We start from the raw sequence: 24116 nt of genomic DNA, 5'->3' as shown, positions 1-24116 counted from the left end.
CTGCCCCGCGCCCCAAGGATCCCGCATGAGCTCGAACCCCAGCCTTCCCGGCGACCCGCTGTGGTACGCCATCCGGGAGCAGGCGGCCGCCGAGGCCGAGCGCGAAGCTGTTCTCGCGAGTTATCTCCACGCCACGATCCTCACCCACACGAGCCTCGAATCGGCCATTGCCTACCACCTGGCGGGCAAGCTCGATGGGCCGACCGTCAAGGCGATGACCCTGCGGGAGGTCTTCGATGAGGCCTTCGCGAAGGCTCCCGAGATCGGCCGCGCGATGCGAGCGGATCTGATGGCCGTGCGCGAACGGGATCCCGCTTGCGGTGGTGCGCTCACGCCACTGCTCTACTTCAAGGGTTTCCACTCGCTGGCTTCTCATCGCATCGCCCATTGGCTCTGGCAGGAAGGCCGCCAATTCCTGGCGCTCTTCTTCCAGAGCCGGATAGCCCAGCTCTTCGACGTGGACATCCATCCGGCTGCGTGCATCGGCCACGGCGTGTTCATCGATCACGGGACGGGCATCGTCATCGGCGAGACATCCGTGGTGGGCAACGACGTGTCGATGCTCCAGGGCGTGACGTTAGGCGGAACGGGCAAGGAGCAGGGCGACCGACATCCGAAGATCCATGACGCGGTACTGATCGGGGCGGGCGCCAAGGTGCTCGGCAACGTCCACGTCGGTCATGGCGCGAAGATCGGTGCCGGAAGCGTGGTGCTGATGGATGTTCCGCCCTATTGCACGGCAGCCGGTGTTCCGGCGGTCCTGCACGGTGATTGTGCCGAAGCCGCCGGGTTTACCATGGATCACAGCCTGCAGCCGAGTCTTCCCTTCGAGGACGATGGCGGAGTGGAAGAAGACACGTGAGCCGAGGGCCGGTCGGGCGCTTCGCCGAGCGCCACTATCGTCACTTCAATTCCGCCACGCTGGTGGATGCCGCGCGCGGTTGGGAAGAGCTGCTCGCTCGCGACGGCAAGATGCTGGTCACGTTGGCGGGCGCCATGAGCACCGCCGAATTGGGGATCTCTCTCGCCGAGTTGATCCGGCAGGACAAGGTTCACGCCATTTCCTGTACCGGGGCAAATCTCGAGGAGGACATCTTCAACCTGGTCGCCCACGATCATTACGAGCGGGTTCCGAACTATCGGGAGCTCACCCGCGCCGACGAGCAGAATCTGCTCCGGCGAAAGTTGAATCGCGTGACCGATACCTGCATCCCCGAAGAGGAGGCCATGCGCCATATCGAGTTCGCGGTTCGGGGCCGCTGGGAGAAGGCGGCTGCCAATGGCGAACGCTACTTCCCTCATGAGTACCTCTACGACCTGTTGCGATCCGGCGAGCTGACGGACGCCTACCAGATCGATCCGGCGCACTCCTGGATGCTGGCCGCCGCGGAGAAGAACCTGCCGATCGTCGTGCCGGGCTGGGAAGACTCGACGCTCGGCAACATCTACGCCGCGAACATCATGAACGGACGGATGCCTTCGGCCCAGGCCATGAAGAGCGGCATCGAATACATGATGATGCTGGCGGATTGGTATCTCGAGACGTCCGCCGAATCGCCGATCGGTTTCTTCCAGATCGGCGGCGGCATCGCCGGCGACTTCCCGATCTGTGTCGTGCCGATGCTCGAACAGGATCTGAAGCGCGAGGAAATCCCCTACTGGGCCTACTTCTGCCAGATCAGTGATTCGACCACGAGTTACGGCTCCTACTCCGGTGCCGTTCCGAACGAGAAGATCACCTGGGGCAAGCTCGAACCCGAGACCCCCAGCTTCATCATCGAATCCGACGCCACCATCGTGGCCCCGTTGATCTTCGCCCATCTCCTGGGCTGGTAGAACCGACCCGCTTTCAGTTGCGTGTCGCGCCCCGGAGCGTTCGCTCGGTTGCGACCTGGGGCAGGGCTTGGAAGTGCTCGGTCTCGCTGAAGATGGCGAGAGGGTCCCAGCCTTCGAGGGTCGACATGCGGACCATCTCGGCGGTCATGGCGCCGGTGGGGTCGATGATCCACGGGTCGGCGCCGTCGCCGAACCAGAGGCCGACCATATGATGCAAGGCGTCGCTTCGGCGCCGGACGATGGCCAGATAGAGTTCTTCCGGCGCGAAGCCCAGTTCCAGCAACAGCTCATGAGTCAGGAAAGCCAACCCGTCGCAATCGTCGCCACCGGCCTCGAGCACCTCGGTCGCGGTGGGCCAGATGTCGATGCCCGGGTCGGGGACGAAGTGCAGCCGGGCCTGGCCTTGGATCCAATCGGATACGCCTTCCGCCTGGGTGCGGCGGAGCTCCAGCCGGAAGGCGGCATAGGCGCCGGCCAATTCGGGCTGATCATCCAGCGAGTTGGCTTCCGGGCTGGGCGGCGGCGGAGTTTCGGCGCGGGCGCGAAGCTGCCAATCGTGAATCGGCTGGCGCCAGGGATCCTGGGCGCCCGGTGCCTCGAACCAACTGTATTGCCGTACCGCACCGCCGGGAAAAACGCAGCTACCCAGAGTCAGGCTCAGGGCCGCGAGTCCGGCAGTGAGGCCCCCCCGCCTCATCCCCTCGCTCATGAACCGGCATTTCGGCCGCAACGCCTCTGCGCTTGAGTGCCAGGCTCAGGTTTCGGGGCACTCCGCCACGCAGCGGTCGATCCGCCTCAGCACGCTCTCCCGCCCCAGGATGGCCAAGGTGTCGCCCAGCGCCGGGCTGGCTGCGCGGCCGGTGAGAGCGACGCGCAGGGGTTGGGCCACTTTGCCCATTCCCAGGCCGCGGGCTTCGGCGACTGAGCCGACGGCAGCCTCGATGGTTTCGGGCTCGAAGGGCTCCAGGCCGGCGAGCAGCTCGCGCAGCTCCGGAAGCAGCTGGCGGCCCGAGGGCTCTCCCTTGTCGAGGAATTTCCCCACCGCTTTGGGGTCGAAACCGTAGGCGTCGTCCTCTACGAGGGCGAAGGCTCCGGGGCCGTTCGCCGCGGTCGGCTCGGCGAGGGTTCGGCTGCGCGGCTTCATGGCCGCGGCAAAGCGAGCCCGGGCCGGGCCCTGGAGACGCTCCAGGATCTCCGGTGCGTAGCGCGCGCACCAGGTTTCCCAATGCGCCTGGAACACGGCGTCATCCTGGTCCCCGAGCGTTTCCTGGCTGAACGCTAGAAGTTTGGCCCGATCGAATTTCGCGTTTCCCTTGCCCACCCGTTCGAGGCTGAACTTCTTCGAGAGTTCGCCTGGCGTGAATCGTTCCACATCCTTGCCCTCCGCATCCTTCTGGCCGGGGCTCCACCCGAGCAGGGCCAGGAAGTTCACGACCACCTCGGGCAGATACCCGGCGCGCCGGAAATCCTCGACGTCGATGCCGGGCAGCTCGAGCCCCAGCCGCTCTTCGATCGAGGCGAGGTTGCTACCGGAGAGCTGGGCCTTCTTGTCCGCGATCCAGCCGTCGAGGGTGGCGGGTTCGACCGCGCCCGCCAACTGGTCGCGGGTTCCGGTCTCGTCCTTGGCCAGGGCCTCACGCACCGCCTGGCGCGCGGCCTTGTCCTTGTCGCGTTTCGACATCTTCGAACCGTCCGGGTTGAAGATGACAGGCAGATGGGCGTAGACGGGCTCCCGGTAGCCGAGGGCCCGCTGCAAGGCAACGTGTCGCGGCGTATTGCCCAGATGCTCCTGGCCCCGCAGCACATGGGTGACGCCCATCGCTTCGTCATCAACCACGACGGCGAGATGATAGGTCGGGAAACCATCCCGCTTGCGAATCACGAAATCGTCGAGTTGATCTTCGCCGAATGCGATCTGGCCGAGAATCTGATCCTCGACCGCAATTTCCTCTTCCGGCATGCGAAAGCGCACGACATGGGGCTCGCCGTCCCGGGCGCGTTGCAGGGCCGCCTCGCGATCGAACTCCTGGGCTCGCCGATAGCGGAAGTTCTGCTTGGCCGCGCGCGCTTCGCGGCGCAAGCCGTCGAGCTCTTCGGGGCTCTCGAAGGCCGGGTAGGCGAGATCGTGCTCGATGAGCGAACCGATCACTGCATCGTATCCGGCCTTTCGCTCGGATTGGTAGAAGGGCCCGACGCCACGTTCGTTGCCGCCGATCGCCCCGTTGGCGGTTTCCAGATCCGGGCCCTCGTCCCAGGCGAGGCCCAGCCAGGCCAGGTCTTCGAGAATCCTGCCGACGGCATCCGCGGAGGATCGGGCCTGATCCGTATCCTCGATCCGCACCAGGAATCGCCCACCGAGCTGACGCGCGAGCGCCCAGTTGAACAGCGCGGTCCGCGCGCCACCGACATGCAGGTGGCCTGTCGGCGAGGGCGCGAAACGGGTGACCACGAGATCGCTCATTCGGCAGTGTCCTTCTTCAAGACGATGCGCACGACGCCCTTGACGCTGGCGCAGGCCGACGGCGCATTCTCGACTTCCTCCGGAATCAGCAGCCGGAACGGCCCGCCCTTGCCGGCTGGGAGCGCGTCGCCCTCGAGCGTGTGGAGCAGGAGGCCCTGGCGGATCGCGTCGATGGGAACGGGCTCGCTGGTGAAGCCGTCGGCGGCGCACACGATCGCATGGCCCGAACTCGGCAGATCGTGGGCCTGCCATAGGGCTTCGATGCGTGCAGCTGCGCCACTGCGCTTCGGGAAACTCTCGGAGACGTCCGGGATGCCGTCCGGCAGCCCAAGCAATTCCTTGCGATCGATGATGCGCACGCGCCCGTTCGGCAAGGCGAGTTCGACTTCGTGGGTCTTGGCCTCGAGCTCCCGATTGGAGAGCACCGCATCCCTCAACCAGGTGGCCGCAAGGCGGGTCGGATCCGTGTCACCCTCGCCGGTGAAGATGGCATCTGCACGACTATCCCGGCGGTGCAGGCTACGCGCCTGATGCACCGTGCCGCCGGCGAGTTCGAGCAACAGGAATCCCTCATCGGTGCGGAAGATGCCCTTGAACCGCGCGAGGGGTGCACCGGCCAGGCCCTGGCTCATGCGCAGCACGGTTCGGAAGAGCCGCTCGCGGGAGAACACACAGGCCGCGGACCAGCGCCAGGATTCTGCGCGGAAGCCCTCGGTCGAGTCGGCGTGGTGGTCATGGGTTTCTTCGCCCGCGTGATCGTGATGCCGATGCCCACTCGCCTCGCCGCTCAGCCGCGTTCCCTCGCCCTCCGGCCATTCCATCAGCTCCACGGGCACGCGCCCCTGGGTGGTCCGGTGCAGGACGAGCGGCCCCGGCCAGAGTTCGGCGGCCCAGGCTTCGAAATGCTCGACGGCCTCGGGCTCGCAAAGGTCGGTCCGGTTGGCGACCAACACGTCGGCGATCTCCGCTTGATGGCCGATCAGCTCACGCTCGGGCTCGCCCGCGGCCGCCAGCCGCGCCGGGTCGATGAGTACGACGACCGGAGCGATCTCCAGGGAATCGGCGTGGGGTGAGCGACGGATGGTGTCGATCAGATCCTGGGGCCGGGCCAGGCCGGTCGGCTCGATCAGCAGGCGATCCGGGCCGCGGGCAACGATCTCGCCCAGGGCATCCACGAAGCCCTCCGGTGCCGTGCAACAGACGCAGCCGCCAGGAATGTTGGTGATCTCGAAGGGGCGGTCGCCCGCCAGGGTGGCGGCATCCAGGGAAGCCTCCCCGAAATCATTCACCAGGACGGCCAGTTGCTCGCCCTTTCGGGCAGTCAACTGATCTCGAATGAAGGTCGTCTTCCCGGTACCGAGGAAGCCGCCGATGATGTGGACCGGAATCGTCATGTCGTCCTGCTCTTGATGCTACGGACCGGAATTGTCATGTCGTCCTTCTCTGGTGCGCCGTTCAGGGCGGCCGAGGATAGCCGCTTGCTCCTTGAACCCGGAACGCGAAACTCTGCCGTCGTGAAGATCCACTCGGCAGAGATCGTGGCCAGCGCGGTTGCCCCGGATGGCTGGCCGCCCGAGGACTTGCCGGAGGTGGCAGTCATGGGCCGTTCCAACGTAGGCAAGTCGAGCCTGCTGAACCGCATGGTGGCCCGCCGGCAGCTGGCCCGCACCAGCTCGACCCCTGGCAAGACCCGGCTTCTCCACTTCTACGAGGTCGCGCTCTCGGACACGCGCATGCGCCTGGTCGATCTACCGGGCTACGGCTACGCCAAGGTCTCCAAGCAGGAGCGCCGCCGCTGGCGAAGCATGATCGAGGACTATCTGGGAGAGCGGGAGAACCTCCGAGCAGCGGTGTTGCTGCAAGACGTGCGGCGCGACCCCCAGGAGGACGAACTCGATCTGCTGGCCTGGCTGGCAGAGCGGCAGGTTCCGACCGTCGTCGCGCTCACCAAAGTGGACAAGCTGAAGGCCAAGGAGAAGGTCAAAAGGCTCCGGGCGGTCGAGGCAGCCCTGCCGGTACAGGCGGATTGGCGCGTCCAGACCTCGGCCAAGACGGGCGCCGGCGTGGATCGTCTTTGGCAGGTCGTGCTCTCGCTGCTCTAGGAGCCTTCCCGCGGGGCAACGTTTCAGTTCTTCGTTTACCGGGTCGATGAGTGTGTGATTTTTAACCCAAGGAAGACGTTTGAACTTGGAAGGCTCCTCTCCCGCTCGAGTTCCGGCGGCCGTTTTCCTTGCTGCGCCGGCGCAGGTGAGCGTGTACCGCACGGATTCCTCGGGTCGCGAATCGTCTCTGGGCCCCGGCACCCTGATCGACTCGCTGGAGGTCGGCAAGCGCATCCGCATCTCGGTCGAAGGCCAGACGCTGACGACGAAAGAGGTGCTGACCATCGAGCCGGTTGGCAACGAGGCCTACGTCCTGCGCACGGAGAATCGGGTCTACCGGGTGCAGCGTCGCGGCCGAAGCACCGAGGACCGAATGGCCGAGACCCAGCACCGCCTCCAGGACTTGCGAGCCAGGACGCGGAGCGGGAACACCCGCAACCAGACCGGCTTCACGGGCGCCGTGACGGTGGCGACCGCGCCGAAGCCCGGTTTCGGCAGCTTCAGCGCGGGCTCCCGGATCCACGTCACCCGGATTCGCGGCGGGGATCCCCTGCTCACGCCGAATGGCAGCCTGGGTGCGGCCCGCCTGCTCGACGATCTCGAGATCGGGTCGTGTGCGCGTTTCGCTCTGGATGAAGGTGCCACCGTCGCCACCAGCGCCATCCGAGGGCTCCAGCGCCTCGGTCCAAGCAGCATCCAGGCAGCCACCAGCAACTCGACCTATCGCTTCGACCTGCTGCAATAGGCCGCGCCGAGAAGCGAAGCGGCTCGCGAACACCGCCTAGCGAAACAGATCGGTCGATGGATCTCGGACGAGATCTTCTGCGACACTGCCGTCACCGACCAGTGGAACGCCTGTTACCCAGACCGAGGGTGTTCCCGCGGCCTTGCCCATCAGCAATCCAGAGCCGGCAGCCAGGGCATCTACGCTGGCGGGTGTCGTGACGACGAGTTCGCGGCCACGTCGGTCTCCCTGGCCTCGCAGGTCTTCGATCGGCGCGATTCCTGCGCTGCCGATTGCGATGTCGACCAGGCCCTCCCGCCAGGGGCGCCCGAAGGTATCGGTGATGACGACGGCCAGGGGGCCCGCCCCTCGAGCGAGAAGCTCGCTTCGAAGCTTGCGCGCTGAGGCGTCCGGGTCGATCGGCAGGAGGATGGCCATCTCGTCTTCAGGCGTGTTCGAGAGGTCGACACCGGCGTTTGCACAAACGAAACCGTGGTGGGTCTCGCAGATGAGAATGCCGCGGCCACGGCGCACGATGCGCCGCGTTTCGCGCAAGATGACTTCGATGTGGCGCGGATCCTTCTCGTGTTCTTCGGCGATCCGGAGGGCCTCGTCGCCGGGCGTTACGTCCGGAAGGCTTACGAGGCGGCCCTCGGCCTTGGAGACGATCTTCTGGCAGATCACCAGGACGCCTCCCGCCAGCTTCAAGCCGGTTCTCTCGGCTGCTGCCAGATGCAGTTCGGCCAGGTCAGCCCCCGGAGCCACTTCCGGAATGCCTTCGAGCGCGACGAACGAGAGTGAGCGCCGGTCGTTCACTGCAGTCCGCCGATGCCGAGCTCGCCTAGCAACGCTCGTGTTCGTCGGGCCGGAGCGTCGCTGGCCAACAGGGCATCCAGGTCGTCGGGATGGTCCAGATCAATGGCGAGTGAGGGCAGGCTGCAGCGGCGAAAGGGAACGCCGGCTGCGACAGCCGCCTGTTCGTGGGCGGCCGCACTCTGGCTTCCGAAGCATGATGGGATCGAATCGTACGGGGCACGCAGGAGCGCTGCCGTGCCGCCGTCGGAAGAGGGCGCCAGCACGGCGGCAGGCTGGCCGAGTTCTGCCTGGGCCCCGAACAGTTCCTGGAGGTCCGAAGCCCGAGCGCCGGCCACGTCGCCGAGCAGCACGAGCAAGCGCTCCAGGCCGCGATCTGCAAGAAGGCGGGTCGCCTCGTCGAGGGAGGGATTCAGTCCGGTCGTGGCAAGTACCATTGCTTCGGCCCCGGCTTGCTCGGCGGCCTTCCCCACGTCGGCGTCTGGTGTCACGACCACGGTGCGATCGATCTCGCGTACCCGGGCCAGAGCGCTCAGGACGTCGCCCAGCATGGCCAACGAAAGGGCTTCGATGGCGCTCCGCGGTAGCACGCCCATCAGACGGGACTTCCCGGCATCGAGCCCCTTGATGGGAACCAGCGCAGCGTTCATTTCGTCCTGCGAACCGACGCGCCGAGGTCGAGCGAGCTCTGGGCCAGGGAGGCAGCGATCTCGGGTGTGCGCATCAGCGTCTCGGTCACTTCACAGCGCATTCCCAGAGCTTCCACGTCGGCGCGCTGGGCCGCGTCTCGTTCGTCGATCACGATTCCGTCCATCAACTCGGCGTAGTGCCTGGCCACACCTCGCGCGGACACCTCGACGCCGATTCCTCGCAGCAGCTTGTCAGCGGGCCCCTTGACCGGCGCGCCGCCGATGATCGGTGAGATACCGATGACGGGCGCCGTGCTTTCGACGACGGCGGAGCGCATACCGGCGGTCGCGAGGATCGGCCCGATCGAGACCACCGGGTTGCTCGGACAGATCAGGATCAACTTGGCGTCGTGGATCGCTTCGAGAACTCCCGGCGCGGGCTGAGCGGCAACCGCGGCCGCGAGATCGACCCCCGAGACGTCATCCGGTGCGCCATCTCGCGCCAGGTACTCCTCGAAGTGGACGCGGCTTCCGTCCGAGAGCTCGACGAATGTCGGCGCCGGATCCTCCGTCATCGGGAGGACTCGCACGTCGACGCCGTAGGCGCAGCGAATCTCGTTCGTGATCTCGGCCAGCCCGGCGCCCTCACGCAACCGCAGACTGCGATGAAGGGCGGTCGCCAGATCGCGATCCCCCAACCGGAACCAGGTCTCGTGGCCCAGGTCGGCAAGGGCATCGACGACCGAGAACCGGTCGCCCTCCAGGCCGTAGCCCTTTTCAGGGTCCACGCGCCCCGCCAGGGTGTAGGTGACGATGTCGAGATCCGGCGAGACATGGACGCCGTAGAACTCGCGATCGTCTCCCGTGTTCACGATGACGGTGAGGTCGGCGGGTTCGACGACCTGGACCAGCCCGCGCAAGAACCGGGCCGCGCCCACGCCTCCGGCCAGGGCCACGAGCCGCATGCTGCGGGCCTACTCCGCGCTCTCGTCTTGCGCTTCGAGCGCCGCGCGCTGGTCGCGCAAAGAGCCCAGTTCCTCGAGCCGGCCCGGCAGGCGCATCGCGATGGTTTTGAACGTCTCGTTCTCGCCAGAGGCCAGGGGGCCGCCGGAGTCCGGATTGCTCACCATCGTCTTGAGCGCCTCCTCGTCCTCGCGGATCACGATCTCGAGTTCGGAGATTCGGAGATCGATATCGAAGAGAGCGACCGCTTGCTCTTCGGCTTGCTCCGCCGCGACCGCAGGGTCGACGTAGGTCGTATCGCCGTCTTCGTACCAGCCATCCGGATCGACCGAGACCGCGCGATCCCTCCCGGCCCACGCATCGGACGGCCCACCGTAGGTCGCACGGGCAGGCTTTTCCTGTCGAATGCCGCCAACCCGGTTGCGCAGCGCCGCGGGGATCCGTTCTCGCTCCGTTGTGTAGTGAGCGATCCCGTTCTCATCGATCCAGCGATAGATACGCGGGGAGGTGTCCTCAGGGGCGTCCTGGGCCGCCGCAGAAACCGCCGCGATGCCCACTGCCAGCAAGAGCGCCGGCGCCACTGCGAGGCGGGAGAAGCGGGCGATCCACCCTCCTTTCCACGATTTGCACCACTGCATGGCGCGATTCTTCTGGAGGGGTGGGGCTCCGTCAAGGCACAGGCGCAAGGAATGCGGTCCCGGGTTCACCCGATGTTCAGCCTGCGGTTCACGGGCGCGATGGTGGAATGGCGGAAGTGGCCGCCAGAGCAGGGATTCGGCTGCGTTCACGGCTCGACGGCTCTGGCACGGCGCTTGCGGAAGGGCCCCTCCCATGTGCAGGATTTCTCTTCTCTGCTTTCTCTGGCTGGCGCCTTTTTCGGCCGGCGCCGAGGCGTTGATGGCCCAGTTGGTGGACGGGCGACGGGACGCCACCGCCGTTGCCTGGGACAGCGTTCGCGGCGAGCTGGTGCTCGGCCGGGAGGACGGGGCCTGGTTGGCGTCGCCGCCGGGCGGAGAGCCGCCCATTCCCGTCCTGCACCGCGGGGCCGTCATCGATCTGCGGGTAGACGGTGCAGGCCAGTTGTGGGTGGCGACCGAGCGCGGACTGTTCCTGCGCCGGGCGGACGGCGCATGGCAGGAGCAGCAGCTCGGTGCGGGCGCTTCACGTGAGGTTCGTCGCCTGGTGGCGGGCCCGGGCGGGAGCATCGCATGCGCAACCGCCGCGGGCGCGTTCCTCCGGCATCCGGACGGCGTCTGGAGGCGCCTCGACGGGATCCTCCCACGGGAGGATGTCACGGCTCTCGCGTTTCGCGCAGATGGTGGCGCTGTCTGGCTCGTCTCGGCAGGAGATCTCCACGCGGCGCGGCTGGAGGGCTTCGTGGCTCACGAGGGCCGCCGACTTTCGCTTCCGGAAGGTCGGGAGGCGGTGGTGGATCTGCTGCCAGGGGAAGCGACGCTATGGGTCCTGACCGAGCGCCGGCTCCTGCAGCTCGATGGGGCCGACCATTTCGAGGTCGAGCGCCTTCCGCTGGCGCCTGGCGCGGGCGCATTGCGCCTCGCCCGGGCACACGGTCGCCTGTGGGTCGCAACCGACCGAGGTTTGATAGGCCAGGGCGCCGACCGATGGAATCCCGCACCGGGAGGGTTGGCCAATGCAGGCATCGCGGCGCTCGCGGGAGGCCCGGATCGGCTTCTCACGGCTGGCGAGCGCGGCGTCCATCGGCTCGTGACCGCCCTGCCGGTGCCCACTTCACAACGGACCCGATTGCCCGCCGGTCCATCGCCCTGGGAAGGCGAGCCGGGCATCGCCGCCGTCCGCCTGGCGGCCCTCCGCTACCTGGAGCTCGACCGCGGGCCGATCCGCAGCATGGCGGCCAGGGCCCGTGCGCGGGGTTGGCTGCCGGAGGTGGAATTGCGCGGTGGTTATGGAGGCCTGCGCCGGCGCAGCGCGGACTGGGATCAGACGTTCAGCTCCGGGGAGGACCGCCTCTTCTTCGACCGTGATCAGCAGCGCACGCGGGATTTCGATGTCCAGGCCGTGCTGCGCTGGGAGCTCGGCGACACGGTCTACCACGCGGAGGAACTCGATATCGCCAAGGAGCGCCGCGAGGTGATCGAACTGCGAGACGAAGTGCTCGATGAGCTGCAGCAGATCTTCTTCGAACGCCGTCGTGTCCTGCTCAGCCTGGTGACGCAATCCGATCCGCGCGAACCGGAAACGGCGCGCCTGCGTCTGCGCGCAGCGGAGTTGGCCGCCGGCCTGGATGCCTGGACCGGCGGCTGGTGGAGCCGCGCCTCCCTCGCCTCACCCCGAATCGAATCGGAGATCCTCCCATGAACCATTTCTCGCTTGGATCCGCACTCGCCCTGGCTGCGGCTCTCACCCTTTTCAGTACGAGTCCGGCGGCCGCGCTGCCGCTGCTTTCGGAGGTCTACTACGACGCCTCGGGGAGTGATGACGGTTTCGTCTTCGTCGAAATCAGCGGCCAACCCGGCGCGTCGCTCACGGGCTTCAGCATCGAAGGGGTGAACGGCACCGATGGCAGTATCACCGGGACGCTGCTGCTGATGGGCCAGCTGGGGAGCGATGGGCTCTTCGTCGTAGGCGATCTCGCCAGCGGCGGGGGCACCTCGGTCGTGGGTGCCGATCAGCTCCTGAACTTCGACTTCCAGAACGGCCCGGATTCCGTGGTGCTGCGAGATGCTTCGGGCAACGTCGTCGATGCCCTGGGCTACGGCAGCTTCGGGCCCGGGCAATCATTTGCGGGGGAGGGCAGCGCTGCGTCCGATCCGCCTGCTGGTTCCAGTCTCGCACGCCACGACGGGTGGGCGGATACGGATGACAATGCCGCCGATTTCGGTGAGCTGGCCGTTCCCACACCCGGCTCGGCACCCGGTGTGCCCGTTCCAGAGCCCTCGCAGCTGGGCTTCTTGATCGGGCTCCTGCTGGCCCGTCCCATCGCTACCCGCCGTGCCTGGTGGCGTACGAGCTGCTGAACCCGCGCCACGGACGGCGCTCCCCCTCGTCCCCTTGGACGATTCGCGCTGTCCGGCCTCGACGCGTCGGGTACCCGGCGCGTCGGGGCATAGGGCCGCCTCGTGGGGTTTGGCCCACTTTGGGGAGATCGTTCCGGCCGAGAGACTTCAGAGCTTGCCCCGCCAAGCCGATACGTTCAGTCCAGACCTGAAAAGCGTCAACGTGTCCAGGGGTTGGAAGATTCTCTGCACGATTGTCGGTTGAAAACGGAGACGCCGCTCGCGACACTCGGCGCCGTCTTCCGGGGGTGAAAGTGCTCGCATGCTGACGGGCTTCAACACGAATATCCGACATCGGGGCGTGTTGTTCCACGTGCAAAGCGAGGACAGCGGCCGAGACCACCCCCACGTGATCACGCACCTCTTTCACGGCGGCAACATCATGGCCTCCGAGAAGAGCAGTTACGCCGAGAAGGTGGATGAGCGGAATCTCGAATCGGTCGTGCGTGGAATCATGGAATCGCAGCACAAGGCCGTTCTGAAACGCCTGCGGGCGGGCGAATTCGATGACGCGATCCTGGCCAGGCTGGGCCAGGACGCCTTCGACGTCGCCACCGAAACGCCGCCCGAGGACGCGACCGCGCCGCCGGTCGAAATGCCGGCGGATACCGCGGTCGCCGCGCCGAGCGCAGTTTCCGAACCCGAGCCCTCCGCAACGAAGGCTCCGGCGGCAGCGGCCGCGTCGGCAGCGGCCCCCCCGCAACCGGATGCGGGCCGTCCGTTCGGCGACGGCATCGTCTCGGACAAACCCCTCGACGAGGTGATCCTCAACTATCTCGTCAGCAACGCCCGCAAACGCAAACGCCAACAGGTCTCGTGAAGCATCTGGGCGTCGAGCCCGCCCATGCCGGCGCCGGTGCGTTGGTTCGGCTCTTCCACGTCTCCAAGTCGTACCTGGCGGGTAGCTGGGCGTTACGGGATGTGAGCCTGGAACTCGGCAAGGGCGAGTTCGTGTTTCTCACCGGGCCGAGTGGCGCGGGCAAGACCACGTTGATGCGGATGATCTTTGCCGACGAGCAGCCGAGCGAAGGGCAGATCATCGTGCTCGGGCGAAACGTGAGTCGGCTTTCTCCCTCGGCCGTCCCGGCGCTGCGTCGACGCATCGGCGTGGTGTTCCAGGATTTCAAACTCCTCTCGCGGCGCACGGTTGAAGAGAATGTCGGCCTGGCCCTCGATGTAGTGGGGACACCGCCTCGGGAGCGTCGTGCTCGCGTCTTCGCGATGCTGAAACGGGTCGGACTGCAACACAGGCGCTACCACCATCCCCTCTCGTTGTCGGGCGGCGAGCAGCAGCGCCTGGCGATCGCCCGCGCGCTGGTCAACGACCCGGAAGTCCTGCTCGCCGATGAGCCGACAGGCAACCTGGATCCGGATCTCACCCTCGAGATCATGGACCTGATCGCCGACGCCGCCGCGCGGGGTACGGCCGTCTTCGTCGCCACCCATGATCATGGGTTGATCGAGCGTTACGGCCGGCGTGTGGTGCGGCTCGAAGCAGGCGAGTTGGCCGAGGACACACCCATCCGAAGGCCCTCGCTATGAATCAGCGCTGGTTCGCGCGTCCGCGCTACTTCCTGCGGACGGCCTTGAGCGGCCTGCGGGAATCTCCGGTCACCGGGGGAATCTCGGTCGTGACCATCGCCCTCTGCCTGTTGTTGGTCGGCTCGTTTGCGCTGCTGGTCGCGAACATGGAGCGCATCCTCGATCGCTTCGGCGAGGAGTTTCGCGTCTCCGCCTACCTGGAGGACGACCTGGCAGAAGTGGATCTGGCGCTCTTGCGCCAGAAGGTCGCCGCCGCACCGGGCGTCGAGCGCGTGGATCTGGTGACGAAGGAAGCAGCCCTCGAGCGTTTCCGTGCAAGCCACATCGGTCGAGCTGCACTCCTCGACGGAATGGAAGAGAACCCGCTCCCGGCCTCTCTGGAGCTCGTGCTGGCGTCGGAGCATCGCAATGCCGCCGGGCTGGAGCGGCTGGCCGCGGCCGTCGATGGTTTGGCCGGAATCGCCGAGTTCGGTTACGGCGCAGATTGGGTGTCGGGCTACCACGGTGCCGTGGCACTCGTACGCGGTGTTGCCATGGCGATCGGTGCGGTCCTGGTGCTGGCCACCTTGCTGATCGTGACCAACACGATCCGCCTGGCGGTCTACGCGCGGCGCGATGAGGTGTCGATCCTTCGCCTCGTAGGCGGAAGCCGAACCTTCATCGCGATCCCCTATCTGCTCGAAGGTGCCGCTCAGGGACTGGTCGGCGGCCTGGTCGGCCTGGCTCTGCTGTTCGTACTCTTCCACCTGGCGCTGCCGGTCTTCGCTGGGAGTCTGGAGCTCCTGCTCGGCTACGTGTCGCCGAGCTTCCTGCAGCCGCGGGCCTGCGCTGGGTTGGTGGCGGTCGGCGCCGGGCTGGGCGTGCTTGGCTCCGCGGCAGCACTCGGCCAGGGGCGGCTGGGAGGATGATGCAGGGGGCAGGGCGCCGGTTGTTGGCCTTCGCCGCATTGCTCGCGGTCATCTTGCTGGACGCGTCATGGGTGGCTGCGGCGCAGGAACCCGAATCGGCGGAGGAGTTGGAGGAATTGCGGGAGGCGATCGAGGCGCGCCGCGATCGGCTGGAAGCCTTCGAGAAAGAAGCGGGGGGGCTCTTCGACGCAATCGAGGCCGTCGACCGAGCGGCGCGAGCCCTTCGGCGGGATGCCGCTCGTGCGGGAAGGGCGGCTCGTGAAGCGGAACGTGCGAAGCGTGGGCTGGAGCGCGAGGCGGAGCAACTCGAAGAACGCATGGACCAGACCCGCGTCACCCTGCAGCGACGCGCGGTCGCCCTCTACAAGGCGGGAGAAATCGGTCCCTTGCGCTGGGTCTTCGGTGAGGGTTCGCTTCGCGATCGGGTCTCACGGGTGCAGGCGCTCCAGCTGTTGGTCGATCACGACGATCGGCTGATCCGTCGTTATGCGGATCAACGTACGCAGTTGGAGGAGGCCCGGGCCGGAGCAGCGCGCGCCGCTGAGCGAAGAGACGAGGCACGGGATCGCCTCGAAACCCGCTCCCGAGAGCTCGAGCAGGAGCGCAGGAACAAGCGCACCCTGCTCGCCCGGGTTCGCCAGGATCGCGCCGTGGAGCGCGCCCTGCTGAACGAGTTGGAGGCTGCCGCGAGGGAGCTCGAAGCCACCCTCGACGATCTCCAACGAGCGCCTTCTCAGCCTGGCCCCGCCGGCCAGGGCTTCGCAGCTGCGAAGGGTCGCCTCGAGCCGCCGGTACAAGGTGCAGTCGTGCGCTCCTTCGGGCGCGTGGTCGATGCGGAGTACCGCACCCAGACCTTCCGCAAGGGCATCGATTTCGAGGTCGCTCTGGGCGAGCCGGTCTACGCCATCGCTCGGGGGCAGGTCCGCTTCGCGGATCGGTTTCGCGGCTATGGACGCACGGTGATCCTGGACCATGGCGACGGCTATTTCAGCGTCTCCGGGCATCTGGACGAAGTCCGGGTAGAGGTTGGCCAGGCTCTCGCGGCGGGGGACCCGATCGGGAGCGCCGGAGAGACGGGCTCGCTACTCGGTCCACGGCTCTACCTCGAAATCCGCAACGGATCCGAGGCTCTCGACCCAGCCGAATGGCTCCGGCTCGTTCCGGGTCTCTAGGCCCCGGCTCGTTGCGGGCCTTTAGGTAGACTGATTCATCGCCGAAGACACCCTGTCTGCAGCGACGAGGAGCCCCGCATGCGCCGTACCAGCAACCGTTTCGTGGTCGGATTCTTCGCCGGCACGCTCGTCGCGTCCCTGGCTGTCTTCTCGGGGATCGGCACCGGAACTTTCGCCGCCAACCGATACGAAGATCTCTCGCTCTTCAGCGACGTCCTGCGGCTCGTCCGCAGCAGCTACGTCGACGACGTGGACGAGGCCGATCTGATCCGGGGTGCCGTCCGGGGGATGCTCGCCGAACTCGATCCCCATTCATCCTACATGGACCGCAGCCAGCACGAGGAAATGAAGATCGATACCAAGGGCGAATTCCACGGCCTCGGCATCGAGATCAGCAAGCGGCGCGACGGCTTCATCGAGGTCGTGGCGCCGATCGAAGGCACGCCCGCCTGGCGCGTCGGGTTGCGCGCCCGGGATCGGATCGTTGCGATCTGTCCGACCGTCGTGCCCGAGGATTGGACGGAACCGTGTCGCGGAACCAAGGGCATGGAGCTTCACGAGGCCGTCGCCTTGATGCGCGGAAAGAAGGGTACGGCGATCACGATTCGCATCTTCCGTGAAGGTTTCACCGAGCCCGAGCCCTACACGATTCGCCGCGACGTGGTGAAGGTCGTGTCCGTCGATGGGCGAATGGTCGAGGATGGCTACGCCTACGTACGAGTGCGTTCCTTCCAGGAGCGCACCAGCAAGGATCTCCAGAGTGTGCTCGAGCGTCTGCACGAGGAAAGTGAGGGCGGTTTCCAGGGGATGGTGCTGGATCTGCGCGACAACCCGGGTGGCTTGCTCGATCAAGCCGTCAAGGTTGCCGATCTCTGGGTCAAGGAAGGGCTGATCGTCTACACGAAGGGGCGCGTGGAGAGCCAGCAGCAGGAGTTCCGCGCCCAGCCCGAGGGTGAGGAGGGCTATCCGATGGTCATCCTCGTGAACGCAGGCAGTGCGAGTGCCTCGGAGATCGTGGCCGGTGCCCTCCAGGATCACCACCGGGCGCTGCTGCTCGGCGGGAACACCTTCGGCAAGGGATCGGTGCAGACGGTCTACCCGCTCCGCGATCAATCGGCGCTTCGGCTGACGACGGCGCTCTACTACACGCCAGCCGGTCGCTCGATCCAGGAAGTCGGCATCGAGCCCGATATTGCGGTCGAAGACGAACGGCTCGCCGCGGAGGAACCGAAGGCACGACGCAACATTCGCGAGAAGGATCTCAAGGGTCACTTCACCCAGGAAGATGCCAATCCGGAGACGGAGGCCGAGGGCGCCGGCAGTGCTGAACCCGAGGATGTTCCGCTTGCACGGGCCGTCGAAGTGTTGAAGAGCTGGACCTACTTCGACGCGCTACGGGCCGCTCAGGCCGAAGGCGTCGTCGGAGAGCCGACCGTCCCCGCTTCCGCCGCTCCCGCTAAGGTGTCCGGATGGTCGAGGGACGGCGCATCTTCAAGGTCTCCGAGCTCGCGGCGGGCATCCAGGAGCTGCTCGAAGAGGAAATCGGGCGCGTCTGGGTCGTCGGTGAGATCAGCGATTTCTTCCGGGCGCGGTCCGGGCATTGCTACTTCGTGCTGAAGGACGGCGATGCACAGCTTCGGGCGGTTCTCTTCCGAGGGAACCTGGCGCGCATCCCGTTCGATCCCGAGGATGGGCTCGAGGTGGTGGCCCAGGCGGAAATCGGTTTCTACCGGCCGCGCGGGGACGTCCAGCTCATCGTCCGAAGCCTCGAACCGCGAGGCCAGGGTGCCCTTCAGCTGGCCTTCGAGCAGCTTCGCACCCAACTGGAAGCGGAGGGTCTGTTCGCCGACACGCTGAAGCGCGCGCTTCCGGCCTGGCCGACGCGGATCGCGGTGGTGACGTCCTCGGCGGGTGCCGCCCTGCATGATGTTCTTCAGGTGACCGGCCGACGCGCCCCTGGCATCCCCCTGGTGGTCGCGCCGACCCGGGTACAAGGGGAGGGCGCGGATCTCGAGATCGAAGCGGCGCTTGCGGCGGCCGCGCGCCTTCCCGAGGTCGATCTCGTTCTGCTGGTGCGCGGGGGCGGTTCGCTCGAGGATCTGATGGCGTTCAACACGGAGCGCGTGGCCCGAGCCATTCGGGCTTGCCCGCTCCCCGTCGTGAGCGGCGTTGGCCATGAGGTCGATGTGACGATTGCGGATCTGGCAGCGGATGCCCGCGCGCCGACACCTTCGGCCGCTGCGGAACTTGCCGTGCCCGATACCTGGCCCTGGGTCCAGCGGCTGGATCGGGAGGCGGATCGGCTTGCCCACGCCATGGCGGCGGTCGTGGACCGCCACCGCCTGGCGCTGGCAGGGCTTGCGGAGACGCTCCAGGCCCATGCTCCCCGAACCCGCTTGGCCGCTCAGCGTGAGAGGCTGCGCGCGAATCGACACGCACTGAATGCAGCCTGGCTCCGGGCCCAGGATGGTTGGCGTGGCCGTCTTTACGAGAACCGCGGGCGTCTCGGTCGGCAGGCCGTCGCCCTGGTTCCGGAACGAATGGAGCGCGTGCAAGGCCTTCGAGCCCGTCTGGATCGCGCATCTCGCGTCGCGGCCGCCAAACAAGCCGGCCAACTTCGCGAACTCGCAGGTCGCCTTCACGCGCTCTCGCCGTTGGCCGTCTTGTCGCGCGGCTTTTCCATCGTTCGGAAGGAAGAGGATGGTGCGATTCTGCGGCGAGCCCAGGACGCGGCACCCGGCGACCGGCTGCGTGTCCAGCTGGAAGAGGGCGCGCTCGAAGCCGAGGTCCTCTCTTCAGGGGACTAGGCCGGGCCTGTTGGCGGATCCCGCTGAGCGCCCTCGGCTGCGGAGAATCAACCAGAAACGGCTAGATTTGCGGCATGAAGGGGCAACCCGCCAAGGAGAGCCCGGAGAACCTCGATTTCGAAGGGGCTCTGGGTCGGCTCGAGGAGATCGTCGAGGGTCTGGAGGCCGGTGAGCTGGGCCTCGAGGCGGCTCTCGAGGCCTTCGAGGAGGGCGTAGCCCTCTCGCGGCGCTGCTCCGCCCAGCTGGACGACGCGGAGCGGCGAATCGAGATCCTGGTCGAGGATGGGGACGAACTGCGCACCGAGCCCTTGGAGACCGACGAGGCCGAGGCGTGACGCCGGAGGGCTACCTCGACGCGGTGAAGGAGCGCCTGGATCCGTACCTGGACGCTGCCCTGCCGCCGGCGGATGCGCCGCCCCAGGCCCTGCATGGTGCCATGCGCCATCTCCTGTTTCCGGGTGGCAAGCGGCTGCGCCCGGCGTTGGTGGCTGCGGGCTGCGAGGCGTTTGGCGGGGACCGGAGCGATGCGTGGCCGGCCGCGGCGGCCGTCGAGCTGCTTCACACCTACTCCCTGGTTCACGACGATCTGCCCTGCATGGACGACGACGAGGAGCGCCGAGGTCGGCCCACGGTTCACGTGGCCTTTGGCGAATCGACCGCGCTCCTGGCCGGGGATGCGCTCCAGGCTCAGGCCTTCGCAGTGCTCGCTGCGGCCCAGGCGCCCGCCGATGTGGTGCTTGGCGCGACCCGCGATCTGGCCAGTGCAGCTGGATCGATGCAGCTGGTCGGCGGACAGGTCGAGGATCTCGCCTTCGTGCTCGGCGGGGCGGACGAGGAGGCGCGGGTCGAATCCGTCCACCAACGCAAGTCCGCAGCGCTGATCGCTGCCTCATTGACGATGGGCGCGCGCTTCGGAAACGCGGGCGAGGCCTGGCTGGATCGGCTCTTGAAGTTCGGCATCGAGGTGGGCATCGCGTTCCAGATCGCTGACGATCTGTTGGATGCGGAAGATGGGGATGAACCCTGCTCGCTCGTCCGGGTTCTGGGTCCGCAACGAGCCGCTGAACGCGCAGAATCCCTGCTGGACGGCGCGCTGGGTCGAATTGCAGAGCTCGGCGAGACGGCCGAGCCTCTTAGAATGCTCGCGCGCTTCGCCGTGCGGAGGGATCGATGAGCGGAAACGAAAAGCTGCTGGACAGGATCGAAAGCCCCGAGGACTTTCGTGCACTCCCCCGAGAACAAGTGCTGGAGGTGGCGTCGGAGCTGCGCGACGAGATCGTCCACAACGTCTCGCGGACGGGGGGCCATCTGGCCAGCAGCCTGGGTGCGGTCGAGCTGCTGACCGCCATCCACTACGTCTTCGACACGCCGGCGGATCGCCTCGTGCTCGATGTCGGCCACCAGGGCTACGCCCACAAGATGCTGACGGGTCGGCGGGCCGGCTTCGCGAAGATCGGCAAGGAAGACGGGATCGGGAAGTTCCTGCGGCGCTCCGAGTCCGAGTTCGACCATTTCGGAGCGGGTCATGCGGGTACGTCCATCTCGGCCGCCCTCGGGATGGCACGGGCCTTCGAGCATCAGGGCAAGGATCAGTGCGCCATCGCACTGATCGGCGATGGCGGAATGACGGCGGGCATGGCCTTCGAAGCGCTCAATCATGCGGGCCATCTCACCCAGAAGAATCTCGTCGTCGTCTTGAACGACAACGAAATGTCGATCTCGCCTAACGTTGGCGCCATGTCCTCCTATCTCTCGCGCAAGCTCTCGGCGCCGATGGTTCGCCGCATGAAGGGCTGGGCGAAGGAATTTCTCACCTCTTTGCCGGGCGATATGGTGCATTGGGCCCAGAAGGCAGAGGAATCGCTGAAGGTCTTCTTCTCGCCTGGGCTCTTGTTCGAGGCCCTGGGCTTCAAGTACGTGGGGCCGATCCAGGGGCACCGCATGGATATCGTGCTCGAGACCTTCGAGAACGTGAAGGCGATGCTCGCGGCGGGCGACGGGCCGATCCTCGTTCACGCGCTCACCGCCAAGGGCTACGGCTACGAGCCGGCCCAGAACGATCCCTACAAGTATCACGGCGTCGGCGCCTTCGATGTGAAGAGCGGGAAGTTTGCGCCCTCCAAACCGGGGCCGCCGAAATACCAGAAGGTATTCGCGCAGACGCTGATCCGGCTGGCGCAAGAGGACGAGCGTATCGTCGGCATCACTGCGGCAATGGCCGATGGCACGAGTCTGGATCTCTTCAAGAAGGAATTCCCGAAGCGCTTCTACGATGTGGGCATTGCGGAGCAGCACGCGATCACCTTCGCGGCCGGGCTGGCGAGCGAGGGCATGAAACCTGTCGCGGCGATCTACTCGACGTTCCTGCAGCGTGCCTACGATCAGGTCGTGCACGATGTCTGCCTGCAGAATCTCGATGTGACGCTGGCAATGGATCGCGCGGGTCTGGTCGGCGGAGACGGCGCGACCCACCAGGGCTTGTTCGATATCGGCTATCTGCGGAGCCTGCCCAACATCCTCTGCATGGCGCCCAAGGACGAGAACGAGCTGCAACATATGCTGCGCACGGCCGTCGAGTACGACGGGCCCGCAGCGATTCGCTATCCCCGCGGTGCGGGCTTCGGCGTGCCGATGGATCCGGAGATCAAGGCCGTGCCGATCGGCGAGTCCGAACTGCTTCGCGATGGAAGTGATGCGGTGATCGTGGCCTACGGCACGCTCGTGCACGACGCCGAAGAAGCTGCGGCGGAACTCGCGGCGGACGGAATCTCGGTGGCGCTGGTCAACGCGCGTTTCGTCAAACCGCTCGACACGAAGCGAATCGTGGCGCTCGCCGAACGCACGGGCGCCGTGGTCACGGTCGAGGAGCACGTCGGGATGGGCGGTTTCGGAAGCGCCGTGCTCGAAGCCCTTTCCGAGGCTGGCACGGAGGCCCACACCCGGTGCCTGGCCCTGCCGGATCGGCCGATCGAGCAAGGCAGCCCGGAAGCCCAGCGAGCCGAGATGGGGCTCTCCGCCGACGGAATCGCGGCTGCGGTTCGCGAGCTGGTTGGAGGGGGCAGGGGCGCTTCCTGAGCCCGGCGGCGCAACGTCCGCGGCTGGACGAGCGGATGCTCCAGGAGGGGCTCGCTCCCTCCCGAACCGTGGCCCAGGGCTTGATCCGCGCCGGCAAGGTGCTGGTCGATGACGTGCCCGTGGACAAACCCGGCACGCGGATCCGGCCGGAGGCTGCGCTGCGCGTGCGCGGCGCTGCACGACGTTTCGTTTCCAGGGGCGGCGAGAAGCTCGCCGGTGCTCTGGAGGATCTCGGGATCGATCCGGCGGACCAGGTCTGCCTCGACCTGGGAGCCTCGACCGGCGGCTTCACCGATTGCCTGCTCCAGGGCGGTGCCCAGGCCGTGGTGGCGGTCGACGTCGGCTACGGGCAACTCGACCTGAAGCTCCGCGACGACCCGCGGGTACGCCTGCTCGAACGCACCAATGCTCGCCATCTGGAACCCGAGGCAATCCCCGAGGCGATCACACTCGTGACGATCGATGTGTCGTTCATCTCATCGACCCATCTGTTGGCCCGCCTTCCGGAGCTTGCTCCGGGCGCCGATGTCCTCGTGATGGTGAAGCCCCAGTTCGAACTCGAACCCGGGCGGGTCGGGAAGGGCGGTGTCGTCCGGGACGATGCCCTTCGCGCGGAGGCGGTTGCACGGGTTCGCGAAGCCGCACTCGCTCTCGGCTACACAGCGCGCGGTGAGGCCGAGAGCCGGCTGGCAGGCCCCAAGGGCAACCGGGAGGTCTTTCTCTGGCTCTCCTCGTCGTAGGGTCGTTTGTCGAGCCTTGCTTGCCGCCTGTGGGGTCGGTTGGTCTGCCGGCTTGGGGTTCGCGGGGCTGGTGAGGGGGGATGGGTTGGGTGTGAGGGCAGCCCTTCATCCTGCGATGGGCTCTCGCGGGGACGGCGGGTTGGCGCGGCGGCTTGGCCCGCATGGGTGGGGCCCGGGTCGGCTTGGGGTCGTGGGTCCGGTGGGCTGTGTGCGGGTTCTTGGCCGGATCGGGCAGGTGGCGGTATCCGTCAGATCTTCTTGACATCGTATAAAAACAATGCCATTATCAACACTATGGTGCGTCGAACTTCTCGGCTCGATCTTCCTCTTCATGGCTGGGGTGGAAGGCGTGAGGGCGCCGGACGAAAACGCGGCCCGAACCCGCGAGTGGCCCATCTTCAGCGAGCACCGCTCGCCTCCCGACATCCCTGCCATGTGACCTTGAAGGTCCGGCCCGATGTTCCGTCGCTTCGCGATGGGCGGCTGGTGCGGGAAGTAGAGCGATCGTTTGCCTGCGTGCTCGAGCGCTCGGACTTCCGGCTCGTTCACTATTCGATCCAGTCGAATCACCTGCATCTGATCGTCGAGGCCAAGGATGCGGGGGCGCTTGGCAGAGGGATGAATGCGTTGGGATCTCGTCTGGCACGGGCGGTGAACCGGGTGTTCGGGCGGAAGGGGTGCGTCTTGCTGGACCGCTTCCATCATGTGGTGCTGCGGACTCCGACCCAGGTTCGGAATGCGATGCGCTACGTGCTCCTGAACGCACGTAGGCACATGAAGACGGAACCCAGGACAAAGAGAATTGATCCCGCTTCTTCAGGGCGTTGGTTCGAGGGCTGGCGGCGCTCTGCCAGGGGACTCGTCGCTCAAGCAAGGGAGCGACCTGGGGGCAACGTGGTGGCGGTCGCCACGCCACATACATGGCTCCTGACCGAGGGTTGGCGCAGGGCTGGCCCATGCCTCGATCCGGCCGAGATCCCGAGCGCTGCCTAACCGAGCCACACATGCGAGCCGGCCTTCGCTCTGGCGATGTGGGCCAAGGCGCCGCGCCCATCGTTGGCCACTCGAAAACGCCCCGCAGGATCGAAGGAGCCCCCGCACCCCCCGACCGTTCCCCCTCAACAGCCCGCGAGACCCAAGCTGGCCAACCTCGACGCCCCGCAGGCGGCTAGGAGTCTGCGCGGCAGAGGGCCATTGAGGGGTGAGTCTCGCTAGAGTGAGCCATGCCGCGAGACTTTCGACGCTACGAGCCGGACCAGTCGCTTCTCCTGCCGCCCTCGCTTCGGGATTGGCTTCCCGAGGATCATCT

The 24116-nt window shown here is 66.8% G+C and carries 24 protein-coding genes; 17 read left to right on the top strand and 7 right to left on the bottom strand.

The features are described from left to right. Positions 1-25: 25 nt before the first annotated feature. Positions 26-862: a serine O-acetyltransferase gene (gene cysE / locus GY937_12540; protein ID MCP5057535.1), complete on the top strand. Its 837-nt coding sequence runs from the start codon at positions 26-28 to the stop codon at positions 860-862. After that, a complete protein-coding gene (locus GY937_12535; protein ID MCP5057534.1) occupies positions 859-1836 on the top strand; it encodes a deoxyhypusine synthase family protein in 978 nt (325 codons plus the stop codon). The genes cysE and GY937_12535 overlap by 4 nt, the downstream gene beginning before the upstream one ends. Positions 1837-1849: 13 nt before the next feature. Here GY937_12535 and GY937_12530 read toward each other — a convergent pair whose 3' ends face one another. The 3 genes from GY937_12530 to GY937_12520 are packed head-to-tail and all read right to left on the bottom strand — an operon-like array spanning position 1850 to position 5691. After that, complete coding sequence (locus GY937_12530) at positions 1850-2533, bottom strand: hypothetical protein (GenBank protein MCP5057533.1); 684 nt, start codon at positions 2531-2533, stop codon at positions 1850-1852. A 57-nt stretch (positions 2534-2590) separates the two neighbouring features. After that, on the bottom strand, positions 2591-4297 hold the full coding sequence (gene gltX / locus GY937_12525; protein MCP5057532.1) for a glutamate--tRNA ligase: 1707 nt from the start codon (positions 4295-4297) through the stop codon (positions 2591-2593). Further along, positions 4294-5691 (bottom strand): hypothetical protein, encoded by a 1398-nt coding sequence (locus GY937_12520; GenBank protein MCP5057531.1) that lies wholly within the window; start codon positions 5689-5691, stop codon positions 4294-4296. The genes gltX and GY937_12520 overlap by 4 nt, the downstream gene beginning before the upstream one ends. 120 nt (positions 5692-5811) lie before the next feature. Here GY937_12520 and GY937_12515 point away from each other — a divergent pair, with 120 nt between their 5' ends. Continuing rightward, positions 5812-6399, top strand: coding sequence for a YihA family ribosome biogenesis GTP-binding protein (locus GY937_12515; GenBank protein ID MCP5057530.1), 588 nt, complete (start codon positions 5812-5814; stop codon positions 6397-6399). A 145-nt stretch (positions 6400-6544) separates the two neighbouring features. Next, positions 6545-7144, top strand: coding sequence for a hypothetical protein (locus GY937_12510; protein MCP5057529.1), 600 nt, complete (start codon positions 6545-6547; stop codon positions 7142-7144). Between the two features lie 36 nt (positions 7145-7180). On the opposite strand, the gene cofE is transcribed toward GY937_12510, so the two are convergent. Genes cofE through GY937_12490 form a run of 4 tightly spaced genes read right to left on the bottom strand, consistent with a single transcriptional unit; the run spans position 7181 to position 10166 of the window. After that, positions 7181-7939 (bottom strand): coenzyme F420-0:L-glutamate ligase, encoded by a 759-nt coding sequence (cofE, locus tag GY937_12505; GenBank protein ID MCP5057528.1) that lies wholly within the window; start codon positions 7937-7939, stop codon positions 7181-7183. After that, on the bottom strand, positions 7936-8586 hold the full coding sequence (cofC, locus tag GY937_12500; protein ID MCP5057527.1) for a 2-phospho-L-lactate guanylyltransferase: 651 nt from the start codon (positions 8584-8586) through the stop codon (positions 7936-7938). The genes cofE and cofC overlap by 4 nt, the downstream gene beginning before the upstream one ends. Then, positions 8583-9530: a 2-phospho-L-lactate transferase gene (locus tag GY937_12495; protein MCP5057526.1), complete on the bottom strand. Its 948-nt coding sequence runs from the start codon at positions 9528-9530 to the stop codon at positions 8583-8585. The genes cofC and GY937_12495 overlap by 4 nt, the downstream gene beginning before the upstream one ends. Before the next feature lie 9 nt (positions 9531-9539). After that, positions 9540-10166, bottom strand: coding sequence for a hypothetical protein (locus GY937_12490; protein MCP5057525.1), 627 nt, complete (start codon positions 10164-10166; stop codon positions 9540-9542). A gap of 193 nt (positions 10167-10359) precedes the next feature. On the opposite strand from GY937_12490, the gene GY937_12485 reads away from it, so the two are divergent. The 13 genes from GY937_12485 to GY937_12425 all read left to right on the top strand — a co-directional run bounded on the left by GY937_12485 (position 10360) and on the right by GY937_12425 (position 23800). Beyond that, positions 10360-11865, top strand: a complete 1506-nt coding sequence (locus GY937_12485; GenBank protein MCP5057524.1) for a hypothetical protein — start codon at positions 10360-10362, stop codon at positions 11863-11865. Then, on the top strand, positions 11862-12524 hold the full coding sequence (locus GY937_12480) for a lamin tail domain-containing protein (GenBank protein ID MCP5057523.1): 663 nt from the start codon (positions 11862-11864) through the stop codon (positions 12522-12524). Before GY937_12485 ends, GY937_12480 begins: the two co-directional genes overlap by 4 nt. 301 nt (positions 12525-12825) lie before the next feature. Next, on the top strand, positions 12826-13383 hold the full coding sequence (locus tag GY937_12475; GenBank protein MCP5057522.1) for a hypothetical protein: 558 nt from the start codon (positions 12826-12828) through the stop codon (positions 13381-13383). Between the two features lie 41 nt (positions 13384-13424). Then, the gene (gene ftsE, locus GY937_12470; protein ID MCP5057521.1) at positions 13425-14105 is read left to right on the top strand and encodes a cell division ATP-binding protein FtsE; all 681 of its coding nucleotides are present in this window, start codon (positions 13425-13427) and stop codon (positions 14103-14105) included. Beyond that, positions 14102-15013 carry an ABC transporter permease gene (locus GY937_12465; protein MCP5057520.1) on the top strand — a complete coding sequence of 304 codons (912 nt, stop codon included), beginning with the start codon at positions 14102-14104 and terminating at the stop codon, positions 15011-15013. Before ftsE ends, GY937_12465 begins: the two co-directional genes overlap by 4 nt. Continuing rightward, the gene (locus GY937_12460) at positions 15010-16185 is read left to right on the top strand and encodes a peptidoglycan DD-metalloendopeptidase family protein (protein ID MCP5057519.1); all 1176 of its coding nucleotides are present in this window, start codon (positions 15010-15012) and stop codon (positions 16183-16185) included. Before GY937_12465 ends, GY937_12460 begins: the two co-directional genes overlap by 4 nt. Positions 16186-16263: 78 nt before the next feature. Then, entirely contained in the window at positions 16264-17802 is a 1539-nt protein-coding gene (locus tag GY937_12455; GenBank protein ID MCP5057518.1) for a S41 family peptidase, read from the top strand. Continuing rightward, positions 17655-18992, top strand: coding sequence for an exodeoxyribonuclease VII large subunit (xseA, locus tag GY937_12450; protein MCP5057517.1), 1338 nt, complete (start codon positions 17655-17657; stop codon positions 18990-18992). Before GY937_12455 ends, xseA begins: the two co-directional genes overlap by 148 nt. Before the next feature lie 74 nt (positions 18993-19066). Beyond that, complete coding sequence (locus GY937_12445) at positions 19067-19327, top strand: exodeoxyribonuclease VII small subunit (protein MCP5057516.1); 261 nt, start codon at positions 19067-19069, stop codon at positions 19325-19327. Further along, a complete protein-coding gene (locus GY937_12440; protein ID MCP5057515.1) occupies positions 19324-20166 on the top strand; it encodes a polyprenyl synthetase family protein in 843 nt (280 codons plus the stop codon). Before GY937_12445 ends, GY937_12440 begins: the two co-directional genes overlap by 4 nt. Continuing rightward, complete coding sequence (dxs, locus tag GY937_12435) at positions 20163-22067, top strand: 1-deoxy-D-xylulose-5-phosphate synthase (protein MCP5057514.1); 1905 nt, start codon at positions 20163-20165, stop codon at positions 22065-22067. Before GY937_12440 ends, dxs begins: the two co-directional genes overlap by 4 nt. Positions 22068-22102: 35 nt before the next feature. Then, on the top strand, positions 22103-22807 hold the full coding sequence (locus GY937_12430; GenBank protein MCP5057513.1) for a TlyA family RNA methyltransferase: 705 nt from the start codon (positions 22103-22105) through the stop codon (positions 22805-22807). Positions 22808-23248: 441 nt separating this feature from the next. Next, positions 23249-23800: a hypothetical protein gene (locus tag GY937_12425; protein MCP5057512.1), complete on the top strand. Its 552-nt coding sequence runs from the start codon at positions 23249-23251 to the stop codon at positions 23798-23800. The last annotated feature ends 316 nt before the right edge of the window (positions 23801-24116 follow it).

This window comes from bacterium (assembly GCA_024228115.1).
Classification (GTDB): domain Bacteria; phylum Myxococcota_A; class UBA9160; order UBA9160; family UBA6930.
The sequence above is the reverse complement of the archived record's forward strand: the minus strand, read 5'-3'. Positions and strand labels throughout refer to the sequence as shown.

Coding starts and splice junctions, on each gene's coding strand:
- GY937_12445 (MCP5057516.1), top strand. CDS start 19,067: ATGAAGGGGCAACCCGCCAAGGAGAGCCCGGAGAACCTCGATTTCGAA.
- GY937_12430 (MCP5057513.1), top strand. CDS start 22,103: ATGCTCCAGGAGGGGCTCGCTCCCTCCCGAACCGTGGCCCAGGGCTTG.
- GY937_12475 (MCP5057522.1), top strand. CDS start 12,826: ATGCTGACGGGCTTCAACACGAATATCCGACATCGGGGCGTGTTGTTC.
- dxs (MCP5057514.1), top strand. CDS start 20,163: ATGAGCGGAAACGAAAAGCTGCTGGACAGGATCGAAAGCCCCGAGGAC.
- GY937_12465 (MCP5057520.1), top strand. CDS start 14,102: ATGAATCAGCGCTGGTTCGCGCGTCCGCGCTACTTCCTGCGGACGGCC.
- cysE (MCP5057535.1), top strand. CDS start 26: ATGAGCTCGAACCCCAGCCTTCCCGGCGACCCGCTGTGGTACGCCATC.
- cofC (MCP5057527.1), bottom strand. CDS start 8,586: ATGAACGCTGCGCTGGTTCCCATCAAGGGGCTCGATGCCGGGAAGTCC.
- GY937_12455 (MCP5057518.1), top strand. CDS start 16,264: ATGCGCCGTACCAGCAACCGTTTCGTGGTCGGATTCTTCGCCGGCACG.
- GY937_12530 (MCP5057533.1), bottom strand. CDS start 2,533: ATGAGGCGGGGGGGCCTCACTGCCGGACTCGCGGCCCTGAGCCTGACT.
- GY937_12495 (MCP5057526.1), bottom strand. CDS start 9,530: ATGCGGCTCGTGGCCCTGGCCGGAGGCGTGGGCGCGGCCCGGTTCTTG.
- xseA (MCP5057517.1), top strand. CDS start 17,655: ATGGTCGAGGGACGGCGCATCTTCAAGGTCTCCGAGCTCGCGGCGGGC.
- GY937_12485 (MCP5057524.1), top strand. CDS start 10,360: ATGTGCAGGATTTCTCTTCTCTGCTTTCTCTGGCTGGCGCCTTTTTCG.
- GY937_12520 (MCP5057531.1), bottom strand. CDS start 5,691: ATGACGATTCCGGTCCACATCATCGGCGGCTTCCTCGGTACCGGGAAG.
- GY937_12490 (MCP5057525.1), bottom strand. CDS start 10,166: ATGCAGTGGTGCAAATCGTGGAAAGGAGGGTGGATCGCCCGCTTCTCC.
- gltX (MCP5057532.1), bottom strand. CDS start 4,297: ATGAGCGATCTCGTGGTCACCCGTTTCGCGCCCTCGCCGACAGGCCAC.
- GY937_12460 (MCP5057519.1), top strand. CDS start 15,010: ATGATGCAGGGGGCAGGGCGCCGGTTGTTGGCCTTCGCCGCATTGCTC.
- GY937_12480 (MCP5057523.1), top strand. CDS start 11,862: ATGAACCATTTCTCGCTTGGATCCGCACTCGCCCTGGCTGCGGCTCTC.